The sequence below is a fragment of the Pseudomonas sp. Irchel 3E19 genome, from assembly GCF_900187585.1.
GTDB lineage: Bacteria > Pseudomonadota > Gammaproteobacteria > Pseudomonadales > Pseudomonadaceae > Aquipseudomonas > Aquipseudomonas baetica.
The window spans coordinates 44,762-64,913 of the sequence record NZ_FYDT01000038.1; the positions used below are offsets into that span (position 1 = coordinate 44,762).

Consider the following 20,152-nt stretch of genomic DNA (forward strand, 5'->3'; position numbering starts at 1 on the left):
AAAGGAGCCGATTGTAGCGCCAGACCACAAAAAGAACTGCTGGCGAAGAAACCCTGTAGGAGCTGCGGCACGCTGCGACCTTTTGATTTTGACCTTGATCCTTAAACCAAAATCAAAAGATCGCAGCCTCGTTTCACTCGACAGCTCTTACAGGGATAGGCGTGCAAATCAGTGGGACAGTTGATTGGCGAACTGGCCGACCGCATCCACCACTTTCTGCGCGCCGTCCTGAATCTCGACGATCACCGTGCCCGCCTCCGCCGCGAGCGCCAGCCCTTGTTCGGCCTGAAGTTTGCCGTCGGTCATCAGTGCGACCGCGTTGCGCGCCATGTCTTGGTTCTGCCGCACCACGCCGACGATTTCCTCGGTCGCCTGGCTGGTACGTGAAGCCAGTTGTCGCACTTCATCGGCCACCACAGCAAAGCCGCGCCCCTGCTCGCCCGCGCGAGCCGCTTCAATGGCGGCGTTGAGCGCCAGCAGGTTGGTCTGTTCGGCAATCCCGCTGATGGTTTTGACGATGGAGCCGATCACTTGCGATTGTTCGTTCAATGCTTCGATGCCTTCGCTGGCTGTCTGCATGTGCCGCGACAAGTCACGCATCACGTTGACCGCTTCGGTCACCACGGTGGTGCCACGCTGCGCAGTGCTGTCAGTTTGTTGCGAGGTGCTGTAGGCAATGCTGGCCGCATCGGCAACGGCTTGTTCGCGGTTGACCTGATCGGTGATCACCGTGGCGAACTTCACCACTTTGTACAGTTTGTTGTTGGCATCGATCACCGGGTTGTAGGACGCCTCCAGCCAGACCGTACGACCATGGCTGTCGACGCGCTTGAAACGCTCGGCCACAAACTCGCCATTGTTCAAGCGGCGCCAGAAGTTCTGGTACTCGGCGCTGTTGTACTCATCAGGCGTGCAGAACATGCGGTGATGTTTGCCCTTGATCTGCGCCAGGCTGTAACCCATGCCACTGAGGAAGCGCTCGTTGGCGTTGAGCACGTTGCCGTTGAGGTCGAATTCGATCACGGCGGTCGAGCGCACCAAGGCGCCGATCAGGTTTTCGTGCTCGCGGGACGCTTCGATGGTGCGGGTCAAATCACTGGAGAAGATCGAGATATTCTTGATCCGTCCGTCCGAAGAACGCACAGGCTGCGCGATCGAACGCAGCCAGGCCTCTTCACCATTGCCGCGCAACAGGCGCACGGCACCGGCGAAATGCTCGCCTCGGGTCATGGCGTTCTTGAAGCGACGGTGAAATTCGTCGGACTTCACATGGACCGGGACGATGTCTTCAAGCGCCCGGCCCATCAGGTCCTGGCTCTTGTAGAGCATCTCGTTGAGGAAGTTCTGGTTGACCGATTGAATCCGTCCGTCGGGGTCAAGGGTCAGCACCAGCATCTCGCTTTCCAGGCTTTCCTTGACTTGCAGAAGGCTGGAGAGTTCTTCACGAAGAGCGGCCAGCTCTTGCTTCAAGCGTTTGTTGAACATGGGAAAGTACCGATGGCAGGTAGAAAAGCGGGAATACAGCTTAACCATCGGCCTTGAAAAGCGTTTCTGAAGAGCGCTTGAGACTCATCAGTCAAAAATAGTTCGGGTATATCCGCTCAAGCAGTCCCGGCCACCTGACACTGTCCCGTACGCGGCATTCGTGTGCCGAAATACGCCGCACTGAGGACGCCTACCGCGCCCATCACCGCGCAGAACATCACGCAGATCCATGGGCTCCACGGCATCAGACCGATCAGCAACAACGGCGTGATACTCGCCCACGCGGCGTAGGCAATGTTGTAGGTGAAGGAAATGCCTGACACGCGAATGCGCGCCGGGAACAAACCGACCATCACCGATGGCACCGCACCGACAACACCACACGCCAGACCGGCCACGGCGTAGGCCAGACCGACCCAATCGCCACCCATGATCAAGCAACCGTAGAGCACGGCGATACCCAGCGGCAGCAGCAGGCTATAGAGCATGACGGTACGCCAGGCGCCAATGCGATCAACCAGCAGACCGGCGAGCACGCAGCCGATGTTGAGGAAAACGATGCCCAAAGCGCTCAGGGCAAAGGTGTGGCCGGCGGTCATGCCGAAGGTTTTCTGCATCATGGTCGGGGTGATGACCACGAACACCACCACCGCCGAGGTCAGCACGCAGGTCAGCAGCATGGCCGGCAGCATCGCCAGCCGGTGTTCGCGCAATACAGTGCGCAGCGGCAGTTCGACCCGCGCCTCGCGCTGCGCTTCCATCGCCATGAATACCGGGGTTTCGCTCAACCAGCGGCGCAGGTAGACACCGATCACGCCGAACACGCCACCGAGCAGGAACGGATAGCGCCAGGCGTAATCGAGGATTTGCGCCGGGGTGAAGGCTTGCGCCAGGAAAGTCGCGGTCAGGGCGCCGATCAGATAGCCGAAGGTCAGCCCGGCCTGCAAAAAGCCCAGCGCATAACCACGATGGCCGGTCGGCGCGTGTTCGGCGACGAACACCCAGGCGCTCGGCACTTCACCGCCGACCGCCGCGCCTTGCAGGATGCGCAGCGCCAGCAACAGCAGCGGCGCGAAATAACCGATCTGCGCATAAGTCGGCATGATCCCGATCAGCAGGCACGGCAGCGCCATCATCAGGATGCTCAGGCTGAAGACTTTCTTGCGCCCGAGTTTGTCGGCGAAATGCGCCATGAGGATCCCGCCCAGCGGCCGCGCCAGGTAGCCGGTGACGAAGATCCCGAAGCTTTGCAGCAGACGCAGCCACTCGGGCATTTCCGGCGGGAAGAACAACTGGCTGAGGGTCAGGGCGAAGAACACGAAGATGATGAAATCGTAGATCTCCAGCGCCCCGCCAAGGGCCGCAAGGCCGAGGGTCTTGTAGTCGGAGCGGCTGAACGGCGCAGGTTTGGCCGTGGTGTGGGCAGTCATGGCAAAGAACTCTGGCAGGCAAAAAACCAAGGCGCCCATGGTCTACGCAAATGGGCGGATGAACAACCCGTTAGACCATAGTCATGGTTTGGCAAAAGCTGCTCACAAAACGATGGCGGTTGATTTACTGTTTATGCCTGTCCGCAGCCTAGTGAAAAACCTGTGGGAGCGGGCTTGCTCGCGAATGCGGTGTGTCAGCCAAACAAGTGCCGACTGACCCACCGCATTCGCGAGCAAGCCCGCTCCCACCCAAAGCACTGATCGCTCTGCAGACCCAAAATAACCATAAAAATCCGAGGTACTCCCGTGGCCGTTGATATCGAAGATAGCCGCTCTGCGCGCTTTGCCTTGCGCTGTTCAAGCTTTGCCGAACGCTGGTTTCCCGATTCCTGGGTATTTGCCGCGTTGGCCGTGATTATTGTCGCGTTGGCCACGTTGGCCATGGGTGCCAAACCCACCGCTGCCGCGATGGCGTTCGGTGACGGGTTCTGGAGCCTGATTCCATTTACCATGCAGATGGCTTTCGTGGTGATCGGCGGCTACGTGGTCGCCAGTTCGCCGCCCGCCGTTAAACTCATTGATCGCCTGGCGCGCATCCCGAAAAACGGCCGCTCCGCCGCGGCCTGGGTCGCGTTGATCTCGATGGTGGCGTCGCTGCTCAACTGGGGCCTGTCGCTGGTGTTCGGCGGTTTGCTGGTGCGCGCCCTCGCCCGCCGCACCGATCTGAAAATGGATTACCGCGCCGCCGGAGCCGCTGCCTATCTGGGTCTTGGCGCGGTGTGGGCGCTGGGCTTGTCGTCGTCGGCCGCACAGTTGCAGGCCAACCCCGCCAGCCTGCCGCCGTCGATCCTGTCGATCACCGGGGTGATTCCGTTCACCGAAACGATTTTCCTCTGGCAGTCCGGCGTGATGCTGCTGGCGTTGATCGTGGTTTCGATCATCATCGCCTACGCCACTGCGCCAGGCCCGAACTCGGCGCGCGACGCCAATGCCTGCGGCATCGACCCGGCCTTCAACCTGCCGCCGCTGCAACCGCGCACCCGGCCGGGCGAATGGCTGGAGCACAGTCCGCTACTGATCATCTTGCTGGTGTTGCTGGCGGCGGGTTGGCTGTTCCATGAGTTCTCGACCAAACCGGCGATCACCGCGATTTCCGGGCTGAACACCTACAACTTTCTGTTCATCATGCTCGGCGCGCTGCTGCACTGGCGCCCGCGCAGCTTCCTCGATGCGGTGGCGCGTGCGGTGCCGACCACCACGGGCGTACTGATCCAGTTCCCGCTGTACGGCTCGATTGCCGCGCTGATGACCACGGTCAAAGGCGCTGATGCGCAAACCCTGGCGCACCACATCTCGACCTTCTTCGTCAGCATCGCCTCGCACGACACTTATGCGCTGTTGATGGGGGTGTACTCGGCGATCCTCGGTTTCTTCATCCCGTCCGGCGGCGGCAAGTGGATCATTGAAGCGCCGTACGTGATGCAAGTTGCCAACGATCTGCAATACCACCTGGGCTGGGCGGTGCAGATCTATAACGCCGCCGAAGCACTGCCGAACCTGATCAACCCGTTCTACATGCTGCCACTGCTGGGCGTGCTCGGTTTGAAGGCGCGGGACCTGATCGGTTTCTCGTTCGTGCAGTTGCTGGTGCACACGCCGCTGGTGCTGCTGTTGCTGTGGGCGCTGGGGACGACATTGGCGTACACGCCGCCGGTGATGCCGTAAAGGTATCTACCTGAAGACATAGAACACTTGTGGGAGCCAGCCTGCTGGCGAATGCCGTGTGTCAGTCATCTTCAATTCTGACTGATACACCGCTATCGCCAGCAGGTTGGCTCCCACACTTCATTCTCGGCGCATTCAAATCTGTCATCCCTGCGTCACACTCCCTTGTTAGCGTCCGCCCGAAACATACTGAAACATTTAAGCAAAAACGGGCGCGACATGAACGACGATACAGACAGCAAAGACCCCTCCTCAGCAGAATCCGATACCCCAACCGACACCAGTCGCCGCCGCTTTCTCGGTGGCGTCGCGGTACTTGGCGTTGGCGCTACGCTGGGCGGCTGCAGTAACGCTGGCGATCAATCGGGTAAACCGGCCGAGCGCCTACTGTCCCCCACCGAACTGGACAAGGCTCTGCGTGATCAGGTGAAAACCGTGGTGGTGATCTACGCCGAAAATCGCAGCTTCAATAACCTGTTCGGTGATTTCCCCGGTGTCGAAAAGCCGCTGTCAGCGCTCAAGCCTGCTGACTATCAACAGCGCGACCGCGACGGCAGCCTGCTGCAAACCCTGCCGCCAGCCTGGGGCGGTGTGTTGCAGATCGGCCCGCAAACCCTCGATGGCGTGACCTATCCCAACGCCACGCAGTTTCAGGAAAACCTGCCCAACGCACCTTTCGCCCTCAAAGGCCCGAACGGTGAAGACTTGCCGTTCGGTCTGGTGACCCGTGACTTGTGGCATGTGTTCTATCAAAACCAGATGCAGATCAACGGTGGCAAGAACGACGGTTTTGTCGCGTGGGCCGATGCCGGCGGTTTGACCATGGGTCATTACACACAAAGCCGTTATTCCCTGCGGCTGTGGGACGTCGCAAAGGAGTTCGTGCTGTGCGACAACTTCTTCCAGGGCGCCTTTGGTGGCTCGTTCCTTAACCACCAGTATCTGATCAGCGCCACCGCACCGTTCTATCCGGACGCTGCCAATTCGATAGCCAAGAGCCAAATCGCTGCGCTGCAAAGCGACGACCCGGCCGATCCACGGCTCAAACCGCTGGAGCAATCACCCGCCAGCGCCATGACCGGCCCCCCGCAGTTCGGCCCGAGCGCACTGACGCCGGACGGTTTCGCGGTCAACACCCTCGCCCCGCCCTATTGGCCAACTTGGATTCGTGACCCGGAGCGTCCGGCGTACTCCAAACCCGATCTGCCCAACGTGTTAGTGCCGCAAACCCACGAGCACATCGGCGACAAGCTGTCGAAGAAGAACGTCGACTGGGCCTGGTACGCCGGCGCCTGGCAGGCAACGCTGGATCAGTACAAGGATTCCGGCGGCATTCCGAAGATTCCGAACTTCCAGTACCACCACCAACCCCTCAACTACTTCCAGCAGCAAGGCCCGCAGAATCCTGTCGAGCGCAGCAAACGCCTGCGCGATGCCGGCTTGGGCGACGAGTCGACGACTAACAAATTCTTCGCCGACGCCGAGGCCGGCAAGCTGCCCGCCGTGACCTTCTACAAACCTCAGGGCAACCTGAACATGCACGCCGGTTATGCCGACGTCGCCTCCGGTGACCGGCATATCGTCCGCGCCCTGAAAGTACTGCGAGAAAGTCCGCAGTGGAAAAACATGGTGGTGGTCGTCACCGTCGATGAAAACGGCGGTTGGTGGGATCACGTCGCGCCGCCCAAAGGTGACCGCTGGGGACCGGGTTCGCGCGTGCCGGCATTGGTCGTGTCACCGTTTGCGCGCCAGGGCACGGTGGATCACACAATCTACGACACAGCGTCGATCCTGCGGTTGATCACCCATGTGTTCCAGCTTGAGACCCTCACTGGCCTCAGGCAACGTGATGAGGCGATGCGCGCCCGCGGCCAGCAACCGCTGGGCGATTTGACCAACGCCCTGCATTTTCAAGCCTGAGGAGGCGTTCTGCCGGGGCACGTAAAAATCTGCGAATGACGGCTTCTCTGTGCAACACGGCTGATCCACTATGAGGCGCCCCCGCTCCGCGGGAACCACGCTGAAAAGGATCTGAGCATGTTCAACATCGCAGAACTTGCCCCCGTAACATGGGCCGTCACCGCGCTCACGCTGAGCGCGGTCGCCCACGCTGATGTCGACCTGAAACTGGGCAGCACCGAACGCGTCACCCGCCTCTTCGCCTATCCCAACAACTGCAGCGTGATCTGCTATCGCAACTGGTCGCTGGAACAGACGGTCGCCCATTATCTGAGTCAGAGCGTGCAACGCGACGGCTATACCGATGCCAAGGTTTTGGTGAAAACCGATAACGACCAGCTCTACGCCGAAATCACCGGTGTGCCCAAGGGCTATGACAAACCGCTGACAGCACTGCTGGACGCCGGGGATCTGGCCTACCACGGCGCCAGCAAACTCAACGCCGATGGCAAATGGGCTTATAGCTGGTACCTGTTCCTGCCGCTGGGCATGGCCCTGGAAAACCGCAAAAGTGTCGAACTGCTGCACTTCCCCCCGGATTACTCGCTGACTCAGGCGCAAGACTATCTGCGTTCCAACACCACCGACCGCTGGGCCGCTTTGCTCACCGACAACGGCATTGCGCCTGACCAGACGCCGGCGTTCCAGACCATCATCGACATCGCTCCGATCGCAGCACCGGCAAGCGCCGGCAGCGATCTGGAAGGCGTTTATGACTATTTCAAGGATTACCAGACCACCATGGTCAAGCAGGTCAGTCAGAGCAGCAACGGCTCTGCGCTGCCGATGGTTGCCTTCGGTGCCCCGGTGCGCAACTGGATCAAGCAGCAATACGGGGCAACCGTGAACGTACTGGGCCTGGCCACCATCAGCCCGAGCGAAGGGATGAAAGTACCGGTGTTGGGCTCCAACCACCCGAGCTACATCTGGTATGCCGCCGACCCCAAGACTTACACCGGCGACAATGCTCAGGCCCTGGCCGACGCGGCAGGTCTGAAAGTGATGGGCCAGGATTTAAGCGCCGCCTGCTGGCAGGCGGCGATGGGCAGCAAACCCGGCAGCGATCCGCAGGTCACGCTCAATCAATGCACGCAGACTTGGCAAGTTACGCAGAAAAACAAAACCTGCGAGCTGTTCTACACCTCGATACGTAACACCAGCTCGTCCGACGCGGCCACCCAATGTGCATCCACACCGATCAAGGCACAGCTACAACAACTCAAGGAACCCTTGCCGCCACCCGCCGCGCCTGTAACGCCCCTGTAATCAAGCACGTTCGATTCCCGTGTCAGATATCACTGACACGGGAAAGCGGCCATTACACCTGTCAGATATGACAGTAGACCACTCGGTAGTTATAACGCAGGATTGGATCCAGGAATGTGTTGCAGGACTGACTGGATGTCAGCGTGCGGAAGTCGCAACACCTTGGTGACAAGGATGGTTATGAATACTCATGTACTGTCAGGGCAACCTGAACGCGATACCCACGGGATCTACCGCTGCGCCGGCCTGCCGGTTCGTCTCGGATTTCCGTCCCGCGAGGACTACAAAATCATTTCCGACGAGCAAGGCCATGCGATTGCAGTTGAAGCGCTGCGGGCGTTTCCGCGCACCAGCCGGATGTGCCGGGTTTCCGGACAACTGCTGCCGTATCGATGTCGGCAAACGCGCCAGATGCACTCGGGCATCCACCTCTATGACCCGAGGTTTTTTGGGCTGATTCAACACGCCTGTGAGCCCAACGTGTACCTCGACTTGAGCGAGCTGTGGTTGTGGGCACTTAAGGATATTCACCAAGGCGAACGTCTGACCATGGACTACGCCGCAACCGAAGAAAAACTGGTACACCAGTTCGCCTGTCATTGCGGGTCGCCGCGCTGTCGAGGCTGGATCATGGGATATGACGAACCCCCCAACAGCGTAGGCCAGGGCTTTTTGCAGCGCTGGCGGCGACCCTGTTCGCGCTGATCAGCTGATTACACCGCCCCGACCGGGCGCAAACGGTATTGCGGCGGCAACTGTTCAAAACCGCTGATGGTCGTGTTCAGGCTTTTCCAGCGACCGTCCTTGATGCCATAGATGCAACCGTGGATCGACAGGCTCTGCCCGCGATGCCAGGCATTCTGGATGATGCTGGTGTGGGCGACGTTGGCCACTTGCTGGACGACGTTGAGCTCGCACAGGCGGTCGACCTGTTCTTCTTCGGTTGGCAGCTTGGCCAGCTCTTCACGTTTTTCGTAGTACAGATCGCGGATCGAGCGCAGCCAGCCGTCGATCAGACCGAACTGACGATCCTGCATCGACGCACGCACACCGCCGCAACCGTAGTGGCCGGTGACAAGGATATGTTTGACCTTGAGCACATCAACCGCGTACTGGATCACCGACAGGCAGTTGAGGTCAGTGTGCAGTACCACGTTGGCGACGTTGCGGTGTACGAACAGATCGCCCGGCAGCATGCCGACGATCTCGTTGGCCGGAACCCGTGCGTCGGAACAGCCGATCCACAGATACTCGGGGGTTTGCTGACGCGCCAGCTTGGCGAAGAAATCCGGGTCTTCCTTGGTGATCGCGTCAGCCCAACGCTCGTTGTTATCAATCAGGTCTTGTAAGTCATGCATGCTGTAAGGCCTCAAGAAAGATGCGCTGCTTTGACAGACAACCGTCCGTCGAGGTCACGCCAGAACCGCAAGTGATTTCATTGGAATTCTCGGGTGCCCGGTGAGTCCACCTAGTAAGGCCCACAGTATGAGGATTTGCCATGACTGATTCACGACGCCCTTTTGACGCGGTGCAACCGGAACCCATCGATGATAACGAAGACCGCATGGGTTCGGTGCATGAGCTGGATTTCGACGACGAACAGCCCAGCGCGAAGATCGGTGATGAATTGCCCGAACGCGAACGCGAGCAGTTGATGCCAGAGGAACGTGTGCGTGAGGCGGGGCTCACAGGTGCATCGACTGCTGACCATGAGCCGACTGACGATGACATGAGCCCGGAAACGCTGATTCATGAAGACGGTGCGCGGGATGCCGAGGAAGCCGGGGAAGGTAATCAGGCGGATTGGGATTTGAGCATTGTCGATGAGGATGACATTGGCGGTGGTAATGGGTTGGATGAGGCGGAACTGGCTAGGCGCGATCCGCTGGATGGCAACCGCTGATCATTGTTGCCTGACAGGACGCTTTCGCGAGCAAGCCCGCTCCCACATAGGTTTTATGTTGATCACAATGTTTGTGAACGACTCAATTCCAATGTGGGAGCGGGCTTGCTCGCGAAGCTTTTAAAGAGGTTCAGTCAACCAAGGTGCAGGCCATGACCACCGCATCTTCACGACCGCCCACCGCCGGATAATAATCCCGACGCCGGCCAATCTCATTGAAGCCATAACGCTCATACAGCTTGAACGCGGCGGTATTGCTGTCGCGCACTTCGAGGAAACACTCGCGAGCCTCGGCGGCATACGCCCGCGACATCAGATGTTCGAGCAACGTAAGCCCTAGTCCACGTCCCTGATTCTCCGGCTTCACGGTGATATTGAGCAGATGCGCCTCATCGAGAATGATCTGCACCACCCCGTGGCCGACCTGCTGCTGGCCTTCGAACATCAGCCATATCTGGTATTTGCCCAGCCCGTCGAGAAAAATCCCGCGGGTCCAGGGATGGCTGTACGCGGCGTATTCAATCTTCAATACCGCGTCCAGGTCCGCCTCGGTCATCGGGCGGAACGATACAGCTTCACTCATTCGATTCTTTCCAGCGCGCCATCAGCCGACGCATGGCTTGCCACACAGCGGCCTTGCGCTGTGGCTCTTCCATTAACAATTCCAGACCCGGGAGGGCCCAGGCCGAGCCCAGACCTTCGATCTGCAATTCACGATTGAACGCTTCGGCGTCCGCTTCACCGGCAAAACGCACCGCTGGCAGGCCGATCAGCCACAGGCAGGCACACGGCGCCGCTTCCATTTGCACCGAGAGGAAACCCTGCACAAAGTCGCGCGCCGCTTCCGGCCCCTGATCCATGGTGCCGCGATTCAACCACGGCCAGCGCACCGGCTCGCCGACGATCTGCGGCGCATCCGGCAGACCGGCGGCGCGCAACATGTCTTTAAGCAACAGATAAGCGGGGTCGCGACTCTGGAACGGTTCGCCTGTGGGTAACTCGACCAGCAGCAGACAACGCCCGGCACGCAGCAATTGCAGGGCGAAACGCGGTGGCGGAACCGGCGCCGGCTTGGCGACCACCGGTGTATCGTCGACCTCTTCCACCGGTTTGGCGCCGGTGCGGGTGCTCGCCAGCGATGGGCGCGGCACCTCGATCTTCGGCCGCTCGGTCGGGCGTGCGGCAGCCGCCTGCACCGGGGCTTCGGCCTGCGGAGCCAGCACCACCGGCACCTCAACCTCAGGCTCGGGCATGTCCAGCAGCTCGGGCCGCGACGGGGCGGCGAAGGGCAATTCGGTGCGCGGCAGCCAATTGACCACCTGCATGGCGTTCAAATAGGCGCGGCGGCGGGACTCGATAAGCAAAGGTCGGCCACTTGTGGATAACTGAAAGTGCGCTGATTCTACCGCCCTTCGCTCAAGATCGCTTGCTGTTGATCGATAGCCTTGGCCTGAGCTCTCTACCTTAGAAAATGCGACAGCCCGTCCCTAGAGTGAATCGCATCCTTCGTGATGCAGTACAATCGCGGCTTTTAATCGCCAACCAGCCGGCCATTCCGATGATCGAACCCAAGCGCGTCTTGCGCGCCCTCGCTGAACACTGGGCACTTCTGGAGCCACTGTGCGAGCACTTCGACCAAGGCACCCTGAGCCTCAACGAACTGCGCACGCAACTGGCCGCCCAACAACTGGACAGCACGCCGCAGGACATCACCAGCCTGCTCGACGTGTGGATTCGCCTCGATATTCTGGTGCCCGTGGCAAAAAGCCCGAACCGTTTCGAGCTCAACGCGCAGATTCACGACTTCCTCGCCTACCTGCGCCGTGAACACCGTCTGGGCCTGTGCCTGGAAATCGAAGCCTATCTGCGCCACCTCGAGCGTCTGGCCGGCTACATTCAGGACGCGTTCGACGTCCGCGACGGTAACGACCTCGCCCGCCAATTGCGTCTTCTCGACATGCGCGTTCGCGACGTGTTGAAGAAGCTCGACAACGACGAACAGGCGCTGGTGGCCGTGGCTGAACGTGCAAAGACCAGCGACCGGCAGATTCCGCTGCGTCAGCGATACGCTGAAGTGCTGGCGACGTGGGACGAATACGTCGAGCCGATGATCGATCTGGTCAACGCCGACGGCGCCTTCGAACAAGGCGTGCGCAAAGTCGAAACCGTATTGCTGAAGATGCTCAGCGAACAGCAGCGCCTCGGCCATCTGGTCGATGACGACATGCTGTTGCGTACCCACGCGCGCATCCTCGAAATGCAGACCAGCGCCCAGCTGACCCTGCGTCACGCCCGCGAACTGCTGCTGCCGCTGCGTGAAGAAGCGCGCCGGCACAATGCCGTGACCCGTGGCGCCGCGCTGGCCCTGGCCGCAATTCGCCGTAAAGGCATCGACGCCGTGCCACAAGCCGCAATGCCACTGTTCACCCGGCCGCAAAGCACCTTCCTCGGCAGCGCCAGTCAGGTCGAAGCCTACGTCTACGCGTTGGCGCGTTTCGAGCCGAAACCGGCGCGTTTCCCCAAGGCGCACAAGACGCACAAGGGCGGCGATGCACCTCGCGCGCCGCGCACCGTGCGCGAGATGCTCGAGCGCTGCGAAGACGCCCTGCCGATGCCGGACTTGATGGTCTGGCTGCTGGAACAGGAACCGGACGGCGCCACTGACGAATTGCTTTACTGGTTCTCGCGCCTGTCGCGGGAAAAACGCTTCAAGCGCGAGCGTCTGGAACGCCGCGAATACCACACTCACGAGCACCAGGTCAGCCTGCGCTCCTTCGCCCTGCTCTCGGCCAGCGACAGCGCAGCCGAGAATTCTGCGAGCATCCCCAATGCATCTTGATCTTTCCGAACTGTCGCAACTCGCGCCGATCTTCCGCGAGCTGTTCAAGGGCTACCACGTCAGCCGCCGCGATCCGGAGCTGTACGCGCAACTGTCGAACTTCCAGGATCAGTACCGCACGCTGTTCAAGGCGCTGGGTTTTGAACTGGTTTGCGACACCCGTGGCTTCTATTACTTCGTGCCGGACATGGCCGCTGCGGCGGTGAACAAGACGGCCCAGCGTCTGGCGCTGTTTACCTTCATTCTCGTCGAGCACCTGGCCGACCAGGGCCGTGACCCGATCGCCGTGCTCGACGGCGGCAGCCTCGGCCGCGAAGAATTGCCGTCGCTGCTGGAGAAGTACCGCGACCTGTTCATTCAGGCCGAAGTGCAGACGGTTGAAGAGCTCGAAGAAAAGATCATGCGCCGCATGACTCAATTGGGTTTCGCTGGCGAAGAAAACGGGGTCTATCGATTCCTGCCGCCAATGCACCGTTTCCTCGACGTGTGCCTGTCGGTGCAGCAAGACCGCGATCTGGCCGCCAGTGTGCACAGCGTTCTGCCGCTGCCGGCGCCGGTGCTGATCGACGAAGCCGCCGAAGCCAAATTCCTCGAAACCGACGACCCGCTAGACCTCTCGGAATTTGACGAAGAAAGCGAAGAAGACGCACTGGCCCGCGCCATTGCCGAAGAACAGGAGTCCGACGCATGAGCCAGGAACGCTACGGCATCCGCCGCTTTGCCCTTTTGAACACCGCCGGTTACAGTCTCGGCCTGTTCCCGCTGGAAGAACCGCTGTCGGTCTACGGCGCGAACAACCTCGGTAAATCGGCGTCGATCAACGCCTTGCAGTTCCCGATTCTGGCGCGCATGTCGGACATGAGCTTCGGCAAGTACAGCCTGGAACAATCGCGGCGTTTCTACTTCGCTTCCGACACCAGCTACATCCTTGTCGAAGTAAACCTGCCCCATGGCCCGCACGTGATCGGTGTAGTCGGTCGTGGCCCGGGCGGTGGTTTCGGTCACCAGTTCTTCGCCTACGCCGGCAAACTCGATCTGGCCCACTACCAGAAAAACGACACCTGCCTGCGTCAGAAAGAACTGTTCAGCAACCTTGAGAAAGAAGGCCTGAAAGCCTACGAACTCAAGCCTGATGAACTGCGTCGTTTGCTGGTCGGCGGTCACACCTCGATCCCACTGGATCTGACCCTGATCCCGCTGCGCTCCACCAGCGAACAGAGCCTGAAGACCTTCCGTGCGTTGTTCATCAACTTGCTGCACATGCGCGAAATCACCGCAGCCAAACTCAAGCAACTGTTCCTCGACGCCTTCGAACACAGCTTGCGTTCGGGCAGCGTCGATTACATCGCCGCGTGCGAAGAAGCCTTCCGCGACGTGCGTCGCATGGAGCAGGACTACAACTCGCTGGTCGCTGCCGGCCCACTGGTCGAAGCCTTGGCCAACGGCGTGAAACAACGTGACGTGCTGCGCGGCAAACTGCATCGTCTGTCGCCGCTGCTCGACTCGTTGCTCGGCACCTGGTCGGACTACGCCAGCGCGCGCAAGGAAGAGCTGACCATCCAGGCCGACCACTACCGTGGTGAGCAAGACGCGCTGCAAAACAATCAGCGCGGCGGCACTCAAGAGCTGATGCGGCTGGAGCGGGAAATCTCCGGGATTCAGCGCTGGCTCGGCGAGCTGTCGGTACTGAAAAACCGCTTCGCGCTGGTCGACGACGTCAAAGTGCTGGAACAGCAATTGCTGGCCGCCAAAGACGCCCACGACGAACTCGCTGGTGCCCTGGCACAATCCCGTCAGTTCAGCGCCGAAGATCTGGAAGAGCGTTTGCGCGATCTGGAAAAACGCCTGAAGTCGGTGAAGCAGCAACTCGATCACGCCGATAACAACAGCTATGCGCGCCTGCGCGAAGAGTTCTCGCAACAGGACGTCGAGCGTCTGATGCGCCTGTTCAACAGCGCGCTGTTCAGCCTGCCGCTGGGCGAACACGGCATCACCCTCGACGAAGATGGCGAGTGGGTGAAATCGGTCGAGCTGATCCTTGATGGTTTCAAGGGTGAGCGTTTCGAAGTGCCGGGCCTGTCGATCGACATCTCGCACATCGAGCCGCCGGCCCTGCAAGCGCTGGCCGACCGCGCCGCGCTACGAGACCAGAAAGAGCGTCTGGAAAAAGAACTCAAGCAACTGAAAACCCAGCAAGCCGTGGCTGCCGACCGCGCCGCGAGCAAGACCCAGACCGAAGCGCTGTACCAGCAAGTGCTGGATGCGCAGAAAGCGTTGGAAGACTTCCGCCGTACTCAAACGCTGAGCGCCGAAGAAGGCGACAAGCTTGAGCAACTGGCGCAGATGGAAGGCGCCCAGGACGAGCTCAAGCGTTCCAGCGATGCGTTCACCGAGCGTGTCCAGCAACTGTCAGCCAAGCTGCAACTGGTCGGCCGGCAGATCGCCGACATGGAAGCCAAGCAACGCACCCTCGACGACGCCTTGCGCCGCCGTCAGCTGTTGCCGGCGGATCTGCCGTTCGGCACGCCGTTCATGGATCCGGTCGACGATTCGATGGACAACCTGTTGCCGCTGCTCAACGACTATCAGGACAGCTGGCAAGGTCTGCTGCGCGCCGATGGCCAGATCGAAGCGCTGTATGCGCAAGTGCGCCTCAAAGGCGTGGCCAAGTTCGACAGCGAAGATGACATGGAGCGCCGTCTGTCACTGCTGATCAACGCTTACGCGCACCGTACTGACGAAGCCCTGACCCTGGGCAAGGCCCGTCGCGCGGCGGTCACCGATATCGCCCGGACGCTGCGCAACATCCGCAGCGACTACGACAGCCTTGAACATCAACTGGCGCTGTTCAACCGCGAGATCAACAAGCGTCAGGTTTCCAACCTGCAGAGCTTCCGTATCGTGCTGGCGCCGAACAAGGAAGCGCTCAAGCACATCGACCAGATCATCCACAGCGCCGGTCAGTACGAAGAAGGCGAAACCCTGTCGGTGTTCGATCTGAGCCAGAGCGCCGAGCAGGACAACAAAAACGAAGAGGCCAAGGAATACCTGGCGCGGCTGGTGGCGGCGAACCACAACCAGCTTGGCCTCAAGGACTTGTTCGAACTGGCCTTCGAGATCACCAAGGTCAACGGTCAGCCGGTGATCCACACCGACATCGACGGCGCAGCGTCCAACGGCACCACCATGACCATCAAGGCACTGACCAACATGTACTTGTTGCTGCACTTGATGGATCGCGATCAGGCCGGTCGCGTGCGTCTGCCGTACTACCTCGACGAGGCGGCGGACATCGACGAGAAGAACCAGGCCGCCCTGCTGGAAACCAGCCTGCAACTGGGCTTTGTGCCGATTCTGGCGAGTGTGAAGCCACAAGTCTGCGCCAGTGTCGCCATCGACCTGGAAGGCGGCAGCGGCCCGGCGGGCATCTACATTGACGAGGCGGACTGGAAGTACATCCGTCGCCATGATGTGGTGAAGGCGACCGTGAATGTTGATGCGGATGAACCGGAGATGGATACGGTTTGATCGGCATTAACTGAAGGCAATAAAAAGGGCCGCGATCTGTCTGGATCGCGGCCCTTTTTATGGCTTGGTTTTTTTGCTGATTTTTAGGCCTCTTCGCGAGCAGGCTCGCTCCCACAGGGATCAGTGTGGAACCCAATTTTGTGTACGCCACACATCCACTGTGGGAGCGAGCCTGCTCGCGAAGGCATCCTTACAGACGCCGCAAGGTTACTTACCAAGGGAAATCTTCGGCGCCCAGTTCAGCCACTCATCCTCGAACTTGTCGAACAACGGGAACGTCTGCTCAGGCCGCGCCGGATTACCCATGCGCTCGCCATCCGGCGTGGCAAAAGCGATACCGCCCTGAATCGCCGTTTCAAGCGACTCCGTGCGTACCGTCAAGCCGTTGAACAGACCGATGTCGAAGCCCACGCCACTGGTGTTCCAGAACCGGCTACCCGTACGCACCAACGGCGCATATTTCGGCTCGATCAGAATGTGCACCAACACCCGGTCGGCAGTCTGGCCCAGTTCATAACCGGTAACCTTGCCCACGGTGATCTCACGGTAAGTCACCGGCACGCCCGGTTTCAGCGAGCCACGGCGAGCAGCGCTCAAGACCAGACTCAAACCCGCCTCTTGCTTGGTCGCTTCCGGCGCATTGGCCAGTGCCACGAAGTTCTTCTGCGGGCCGAGGTTCTTCGCTGCCGGCTGCACTTCCAGGTATTGGCCGGTCACCAACGTTTCCAGATTCGAAGTTTTCATCAGGCCCAGCTCCGGCTTGACCACCCAGAACTGACTGCCGACCCGGGCGATTTTCTCCGGCACTTCGGTGATGCGCGCGGTGAGCAACACAGATTGCAAGTCGTCAGACAGATCAACGCTTTCGATCTTGCCGACATCCAGCCCCTTGAAGCGTACCGGCGTGCCGCTACGCAGGCCATCGGCGCGATCAACCTTGATCGTCACCACTGTGCCTTTGCGATCGGCTTCGTCATGGTTGGCGAACAAGCGGAAGCGCGGAATACGTTTGCGCAATGGGGCATTGGCCTGCGGCGTTTCGAATGCAATGCCACCGGCCATCAGGGTCTGCAACGACTCGCTCTTCACCTGAATCCCGCCGGTCAAACCACCGGTCAGTGTGATCCCGCTGACATTCCAGAAACGGGTCGAGGCGTTGACCAGATTTTCGTATTCCTTATCGATATGCACACCGATGACCAATTGCTTCTTGGTCTTGGAGAACTGGTAGCTTTGCACCGAGCCGACCTTGACCTGTTTGTACAGAATCGGGCTGCCGACATCGATTGAGCCGAGGACATCGGTGAACAGCACCAGATGCAGGCCCGGCGAACGCAGATCCAGCGGCGGGGCTTTTGGCCTGGCCTCGAATTCGCGTTTCGGTGCCGCACCTTTGTCGCCCGGGCGTACGGCGATGTAGTTACCTTTCACCAACGCTTCCAGACCGGTGATTCCCGCCAGAGAAATCGACGGTTTAACCACCCAGAACTGAGTGCCGTCGACCAGATAGTCCTCAGCCAATGGATCAAGGGTGAGCTCGGCGGTGGCGCTGTTCAGATCCGGGTCAACTTTCAGCGCTTTCATGTTGCCGACCTGAATGCCTTTGTACATCACCGGCGTGCGGCCGGCCTGCAGACCTTCGAAGTCGCTGAGTTTGACCTTCACCCGAATCCCGGCAGCGGCTGCATCAAAGTCCTCATAGAGACGGAATGGCAGGCTTGGATCGGTCGGCGGGCTGTCCTTGCGGTTCTCTGGCGTGGCGAAGGCAATACCGCCGGCGACGATGCTGGCAAGCGACTCGCTGCGCACCTTCACGCCGGACAGGTTGGCGTCGATGCTGATGCCGCTCGCGTTCCAGAAACGTGTGTGTTTACGCACCAGTTTGGCGTAGGTCGGCTCGATGAAAACCTTTAATTCAACCGTGCTTTGGTCTTCCGAGAGCACGTAACTTTTGACCTGACCGACCTTGATCTGCTTGTAGAACACCGGGCTGCCACGGTTCAGCGAACCGAGGCGATCAGCCTTGATCGTCAGGTGCAGACCGGGTTTGGCGTCGGAGAGCGGCGGCTCCTCAGCCAACGCCTTGAACTTGCGCGCAGGCTCGCCTTCGCCGGGGCTGATGGCCACGTAGTTGCCGGATACCAGGGTTTCCAGACCGGTAATACCCGCCAAGGTCACGCTTGGTTTGACCAGCCAGAAGCGAGTGCTGGTCTTGAGGTACTGCCCGACGTCCTTGTTCATCTCGACCGTGGCGATCACTCCCTTGGAGTTGCCCTCGTCGTCGAGTTTGAGCGCCTTGACCTTACCGACCGACATGCCTTTGTACATGACCTCGGTCTTGTTGGCCTGGATGCCTTCGCCGCTTTCAAAGCGAACCTGGATCTCGATACCGGTTTCGGAATAGGCACGCCAGCCAAGCCAGCCACCGATGATCAGTGCGATCAAAGGCAGTACCCAAATGGCAGACCAGTTCGAGGCCGGTCGGGTTTTCGCTACGGGCAAATCAGTCATGGTCGTCGTCCGACTCCGTGTTATCCCAAATCAGTCGGGGATCGAAAGTTACTGCGGCAAGCATCGTCAGAATCACCACAGTGGCGAAAGCGATGGCGCCAAGATTGGCTTCGACACTGGCAAGCCGGCCGAAGTTGACGACCGCCACCAGAATGGCGATCACAAAAATATCGAGCATCGACCAGCGGCCAATGAACTCGATAAAACGGTACATCCAGATGCGCTGGCGAGCCGATAACGGCTGGCGTCGCTGCACTGAAAACAACAGCAGTGCGATGCCGACCAGTTTGAAGGTCGGCACCAGAATGCTGGCGATGAACACCACGGCTGCGATGGGAATCATGCCGTGCTGCACCAACTGGATCACACCGGACATGATCGTGCTGGGATCACCCTGCCCCAAAGAACTGACAGTCATGATTGGCAGTACGTTGGCCGGAATATAGATAATTGCTGCCGTGATCAGCAGTGCCCAGGTTCGGGCCAGACTGTTTGGACGGCGAGCATGGACCAGAGCACCGCATCGCGTGCAGGTTTGCTCATCGCTGTCCGCTTCCTGCCTGTTCAATTCGTGGCATTCGGTGCAAATCAGAATGCCCGCATCAATCGCCCGCATGAGCATCCTCTCCAGATAACGCCTGCCAGATCTGATGCGGTGACATCACCACTTCCAGCCAGACCTGCACCAACAATAAAGCAATGAAACACACCAGTCCGAGGCCCACGGTGATGGCCGCCATGTCCGCCAGTTTGACGATCGCCACCAAGACGCCCATGAGGTAGACCTCGAGCATTCCCCAGTCTCTGAGGTGGTGGTAAATGCGGTAGAGCAACAGGCCATAGCTGCGGCCGATGTTGAAGCGGATCGTCAGCAACACGATCAACTGGCACAGCAATTTGATCAACGGGATGGCCATGCTGCACAGGAACACAACGATCGACACACCCTGCATATCGGTGTTGAACAGACCGACAACGCCGCTCCAGACCGTGTCGTGCGACGATTGCCCGAGTAGATTGAGCTGCATGATGGGTAAAAAGTTCGCCGGTACATAGAGCAACAATGCCGCAATGACCAAGGCAAGGCTGCGCTGCACCACGTTGTGGCGGTGGGCGTATAGCTCATACCCGCAGCGTGGGCAGAGTGCTTTCTCGCCGTGAGCAAGCTTTGGCTTGCGCATCAGCAGGTCGCACTCGTGACAGGCCACCAAGTCTTCCAGCGGTAAATCTGACAGCCCTGGGGCGTCAACCGACTCTGACATAAAGGCTCTGGCTCCGAAAAAGGTGGGGCTATTCTAGTGTTCTGATATGAAAATAACTGTGCAATTTTGTTCGCGGCCTAAGCAAAAACTTTTCTACAGGCAAAACAAAACCCCAATTGCTTTCGCAATTGGGGTTTCGGAATTTAATCTTGACGATGACCTACTCTCACATGGGGAAACCCCACACTACCATCGGCGATGCATCGTTTCACTGCTGAGTTCGGGATGGGATCAGGTGGTTCCA

16 protein-coding genes, 1 rRNA gene and 1 pseudogene are annotated in these 20,152 nt (G+C 59.7%); 8 read left to right on the top strand and 10 right to left on the bottom strand.

Annotated features, from left to right (window positions below):
• Positions 1-168 precede the first annotated feature (168 nt).
• From CKW18_RS31535 to CKW18_RS21465, 3 genes and pseudogenes are all read right to left on the bottom strand, one after another.
• Positions 169-729, bottom strand: a complete 561-nt coding sequence (locus CKW18_RS31535) for a methyl-accepting chemotaxis protein (RefSeq protein ID WP_256587052.1) — start codon at positions 727-729, stop codon at positions 169-171.
• Positions 709-1,533: pseudogene (locus tag CKW18_RS31540) on the bottom strand (PAS domain-containing protein); the annotation flags it as partial. The pseudogene CKW18_RS31540 and the gene CKW18_RS31535, both read right to left, overlap by 21 nt.
• Positions 1,534-1,601: 68 nt before the next feature.
• Complete coding sequence (locus CKW18_RS21465; protein ID WP_095190636.1) at positions 1,602-2,915, bottom strand: MFS transporter; 1,314 nt, start codon at positions 2,913-2,915, stop codon at positions 1,602-1,604.
• A 306-nt stretch (positions 2,916-3,221) separates the two neighbouring features.
• Between CKW18_RS21465 and CKW18_RS21470 the strand changes: the two genes are divergently transcribed.
• The 4 genes from CKW18_RS21470 (at position 3,222) to CKW18_RS21485 (ending at position 8,570) form a co-directional block, all read left to right on the top strand.
• The gene (locus tag CKW18_RS21470) at positions 3,222-4,640 is read left to right on the top strand and encodes a short-chain fatty acid transporter (protein ID WP_095190637.1); all 1,419 of its coding nucleotides are present in this window, start codon (positions 3,222-3,224) and stop codon (positions 4,638-4,640) included.
• Positions 4,641-4,859: 219 nt separating this feature from the next.
• Positions 4,860-6,560 carry an acid phosphatase gene (acpA, locus tag CKW18_RS21475; protein WP_095190638.1) on the top strand — a complete coding sequence of 567 codons (1,701 nt, stop codon included), beginning with the start codon at positions 4,860-4,862 and terminating at the stop codon, positions 6,558-6,560.
• 117 nt (positions 6,561-6,677) lie between these two features.
• On the top strand, positions 6,678-7,865 hold the full coding sequence (locus CKW18_RS21480) for a hypothetical protein (protein ID WP_095190639.1): 1,188 nt from the start codon (positions 6,678-6,680) through the stop codon (positions 7,863-7,865).
• A gap of 180 nt (positions 7,866-8,045) precedes the next feature.
• Positions 8,046-8,570 carry an SET domain-containing protein-lysine N-methyltransferase gene (locus CKW18_RS21485; RefSeq protein ID WP_095190640.1) on the top strand — a complete coding sequence of 175 codons (525 nt, stop codon included), beginning with the start codon at positions 8,046-8,048 and terminating at the stop codon, positions 8,568-8,570.
• A gap of 8 nt (positions 8,571-8,578) precedes the next feature.
• On the opposite strand, the gene can is transcribed toward CKW18_RS21485, so the two are convergent.
• Positions 8,579-9,223, bottom strand: a complete 645-nt coding sequence (gene can, locus CKW18_RS21490; protein ID WP_095190641.1) for a carbonate dehydratase — start codon at positions 9,221-9,223, stop codon at positions 8,579-8,581.
• Positions 9,224-9,363: 140 nt separating this feature from the next.
• On the opposite strand from can, the gene CKW18_RS21495 reads away from it, so the two are divergent.
• On the top strand, positions 9,364-9,768 hold the full coding sequence (locus CKW18_RS21495) for a serine kinase/phosphatase (RefSeq protein ID WP_095190642.1): 405 nt from the start codon (positions 9,364-9,366) through the stop codon (positions 9,766-9,768).
• Between the two features lie 130 nt (positions 9,769-9,898).
• Here the strand turns inward: CKW18_RS21495 and rimI are convergent, their stop codons facing one another.
• Together rimI and CKW18_RS21505 are read right to left on the bottom strand one after the other, a co-directional pair.
• Entirely contained in the window at positions 9,899-10,351 is a 453-nt protein-coding gene (gene rimI / locus CKW18_RS21500; RefSeq protein WP_007961522.1) for a ribosomal protein S18-alanine N-acetyltransferase, read from the bottom strand.
• Positions 10,344-11,093: an energy transducer TonB gene (locus tag CKW18_RS21505; RefSeq protein ID WP_095190650.1), complete on the bottom strand. Its 750-nt coding sequence runs from the start codon at positions 11,091-11,093 to the stop codon at positions 10,344-10,346. The genes rimI and CKW18_RS21505 overlap by 8 nt, the downstream gene beginning before the upstream one ends.
• Positions 11,094-11,326: 233 nt before the next feature.
• On the opposite strand from CKW18_RS21505, the gene mksB reads away from it, so the two are divergent.
• From mksB to mksF, 3 genes are read left to right on the top strand one after another with little or no spacing between them, the layout of a single operon-like run.
• On the top strand, positions 11,327-12,607 hold the full coding sequence (gene mksB, locus CKW18_RS21510) for an Mks condensin complex protein MksB (RefSeq protein WP_167394886.1): 1,281 nt from the start codon (positions 11,327-11,329) through the stop codon (positions 12,605-12,607).
• Positions 12,597-13,298 (top strand): Mks condensin complex protein MksE, encoded by a 702-nt coding sequence (mksE, locus tag CKW18_RS21515; protein ID WP_053123840.1) that lies wholly within the window; start codon positions 12,597-12,599, stop codon positions 13,296-13,298. Before mksB ends, mksE begins: the two co-directional genes overlap by 11 nt.
• Positions 13,295-16,135: an Mks condensin complex protein MksF gene (gene mksF / locus CKW18_RS21520; RefSeq protein WP_095190644.1), complete on the top strand. Its 2,841-nt coding sequence runs from the start codon at positions 13,295-13,297 to the stop codon at positions 16,133-16,135. The genes mksE and mksF overlap by 4 nt, the downstream gene beginning before the upstream one ends.
• A 207-nt stretch (positions 16,136-16,342) precedes the next feature.
• Here the strand turns inward: mksF and CKW18_RS21525 are convergent, their stop codons facing one another.
• The 4 genes from CKW18_RS21525 to rrf all read right to left on the bottom strand — a co-directional run.
• Positions 16,343-18,646 (bottom strand): PqiB family protein, encoded by a 2,304-nt coding sequence (locus tag CKW18_RS21525; RefSeq protein WP_095190645.1) that lies wholly within the window; start codon positions 18,644-18,646, stop codon positions 16,343-16,345.
• The gene (locus CKW18_RS21530) at positions 18,639-19,262 is read right to left on the bottom strand and encodes a paraquat-inducible protein A (protein ID WP_095190646.1); all 624 of its coding nucleotides are present in this window, start codon (positions 19,260-19,262) and stop codon (positions 18,639-18,641) included. The genes CKW18_RS21525 and CKW18_RS21530 overlap by 8 nt, the downstream gene beginning before the upstream one ends.
• Positions 19,249-19,908: a paraquat-inducible protein A gene (locus CKW18_RS21535; protein WP_095190647.1), complete on the bottom strand. Its 660-nt coding sequence runs from the start codon at positions 19,906-19,908 to the stop codon at positions 19,249-19,251. Before CKW18_RS21535 ends, CKW18_RS21530 begins: the two co-directional genes overlap by 14 nt.
• 147 nt (positions 19,909-20,055) lie before the next feature.
• Positions 20,056-20,152 (bottom strand): 5S ribosomal RNA (gene rrf / locus CKW18_RS21540); the annotation flags it as partial.

Excerpts from the sequence above, each read along its gene's own strand:
- mksF (WP_095190644.1), top strand. The coding sequence starts at position 13,295 with ATGAGCCAGGAACGCTACGGCATCCGCCGCTTTGCCCTTTTGAACACC.
- CKW18_RS21485 (WP_095190640.1), top strand. The coding sequence starts at position 8,046 with ATGAATACTCATGTACTGTCAGGGCAACCTGAACGCGATACCCACGGG.
- CKW18_RS21505 (WP_095190650.1), bottom strand. The coding sequence starts at position 11,093 with ATGCAGGTGGTCAATTGGCTGCCGCGCACCGAATTGCCCTTCGCCGCC.
- can (WP_095190641.1), bottom strand. The coding sequence starts at position 9,223 with ATGCATGACTTACAAGACCTGATTGATAACAACGAGCGTTGGGCTGAC.
- CKW18_RS21525 (WP_095190645.1), bottom strand. The coding sequence starts at position 18,646 with ATGACTGATTTGCCCGTAGCGAAAACCCGACCGGCCTCGAACTGGTCT.
- CKW18_RS21535 (WP_095190647.1), bottom strand. The coding sequence starts at position 19,908 with ATGTCAGAGTCGGTTGACGCCCCAGGGCTGTCAGATTTACCGCTGGAA.
- mksE (WP_053123840.1), top strand. The coding sequence starts at position 12,597 with ATGCATCTTGATCTTTCCGAACTGTCGCAACTCGCGCCGATCTTCCGC.
- CKW18_RS21465 (WP_095190636.1), bottom strand. The coding sequence starts at position 2,915 with ATGACTGCCCACACCACGGCCAAACCTGCGCCGTTCAGCCGCTCCGAC.
- CKW18_RS21480 (WP_095190639.1), top strand. The coding sequence starts at position 6,678 with ATGTTCAACATCGCAGAACTTGCCCCCGTAACATGGGCCGTCACCGCG.
- acpA (WP_095190638.1), top strand. The coding sequence starts at position 4,860 with ATGAACGACGATACAGACAGCAAAGACCCCTCCTCAGCAGAATCCGAT.
- CKW18_RS21495 (WP_095190642.1), top strand. The coding sequence starts at position 9,364 with ATGACTGATTCACGACGCCCTTTTGACGCGGTGCAACCGGAACCCATC.
- rimI (WP_007961522.1), bottom strand. The coding sequence starts at position 10,351 with ATGAGTGAAGCTGTATCGTTCCGCCCGATGACCGAGGCGGACCTGGAC.
- mksB (WP_167394886.1), top strand. The coding sequence starts at position 11,327 with ATGATCGAACCCAAGCGCGTCTTGCGCGCCCTCGCTGAACACTGGGCA.
- CKW18_RS21530 (WP_095190646.1), bottom strand. The coding sequence starts at position 19,262 with ATGCGGGCGATTGATGCGGGCATTCTGATTTGCACCGAATGCCACGAA.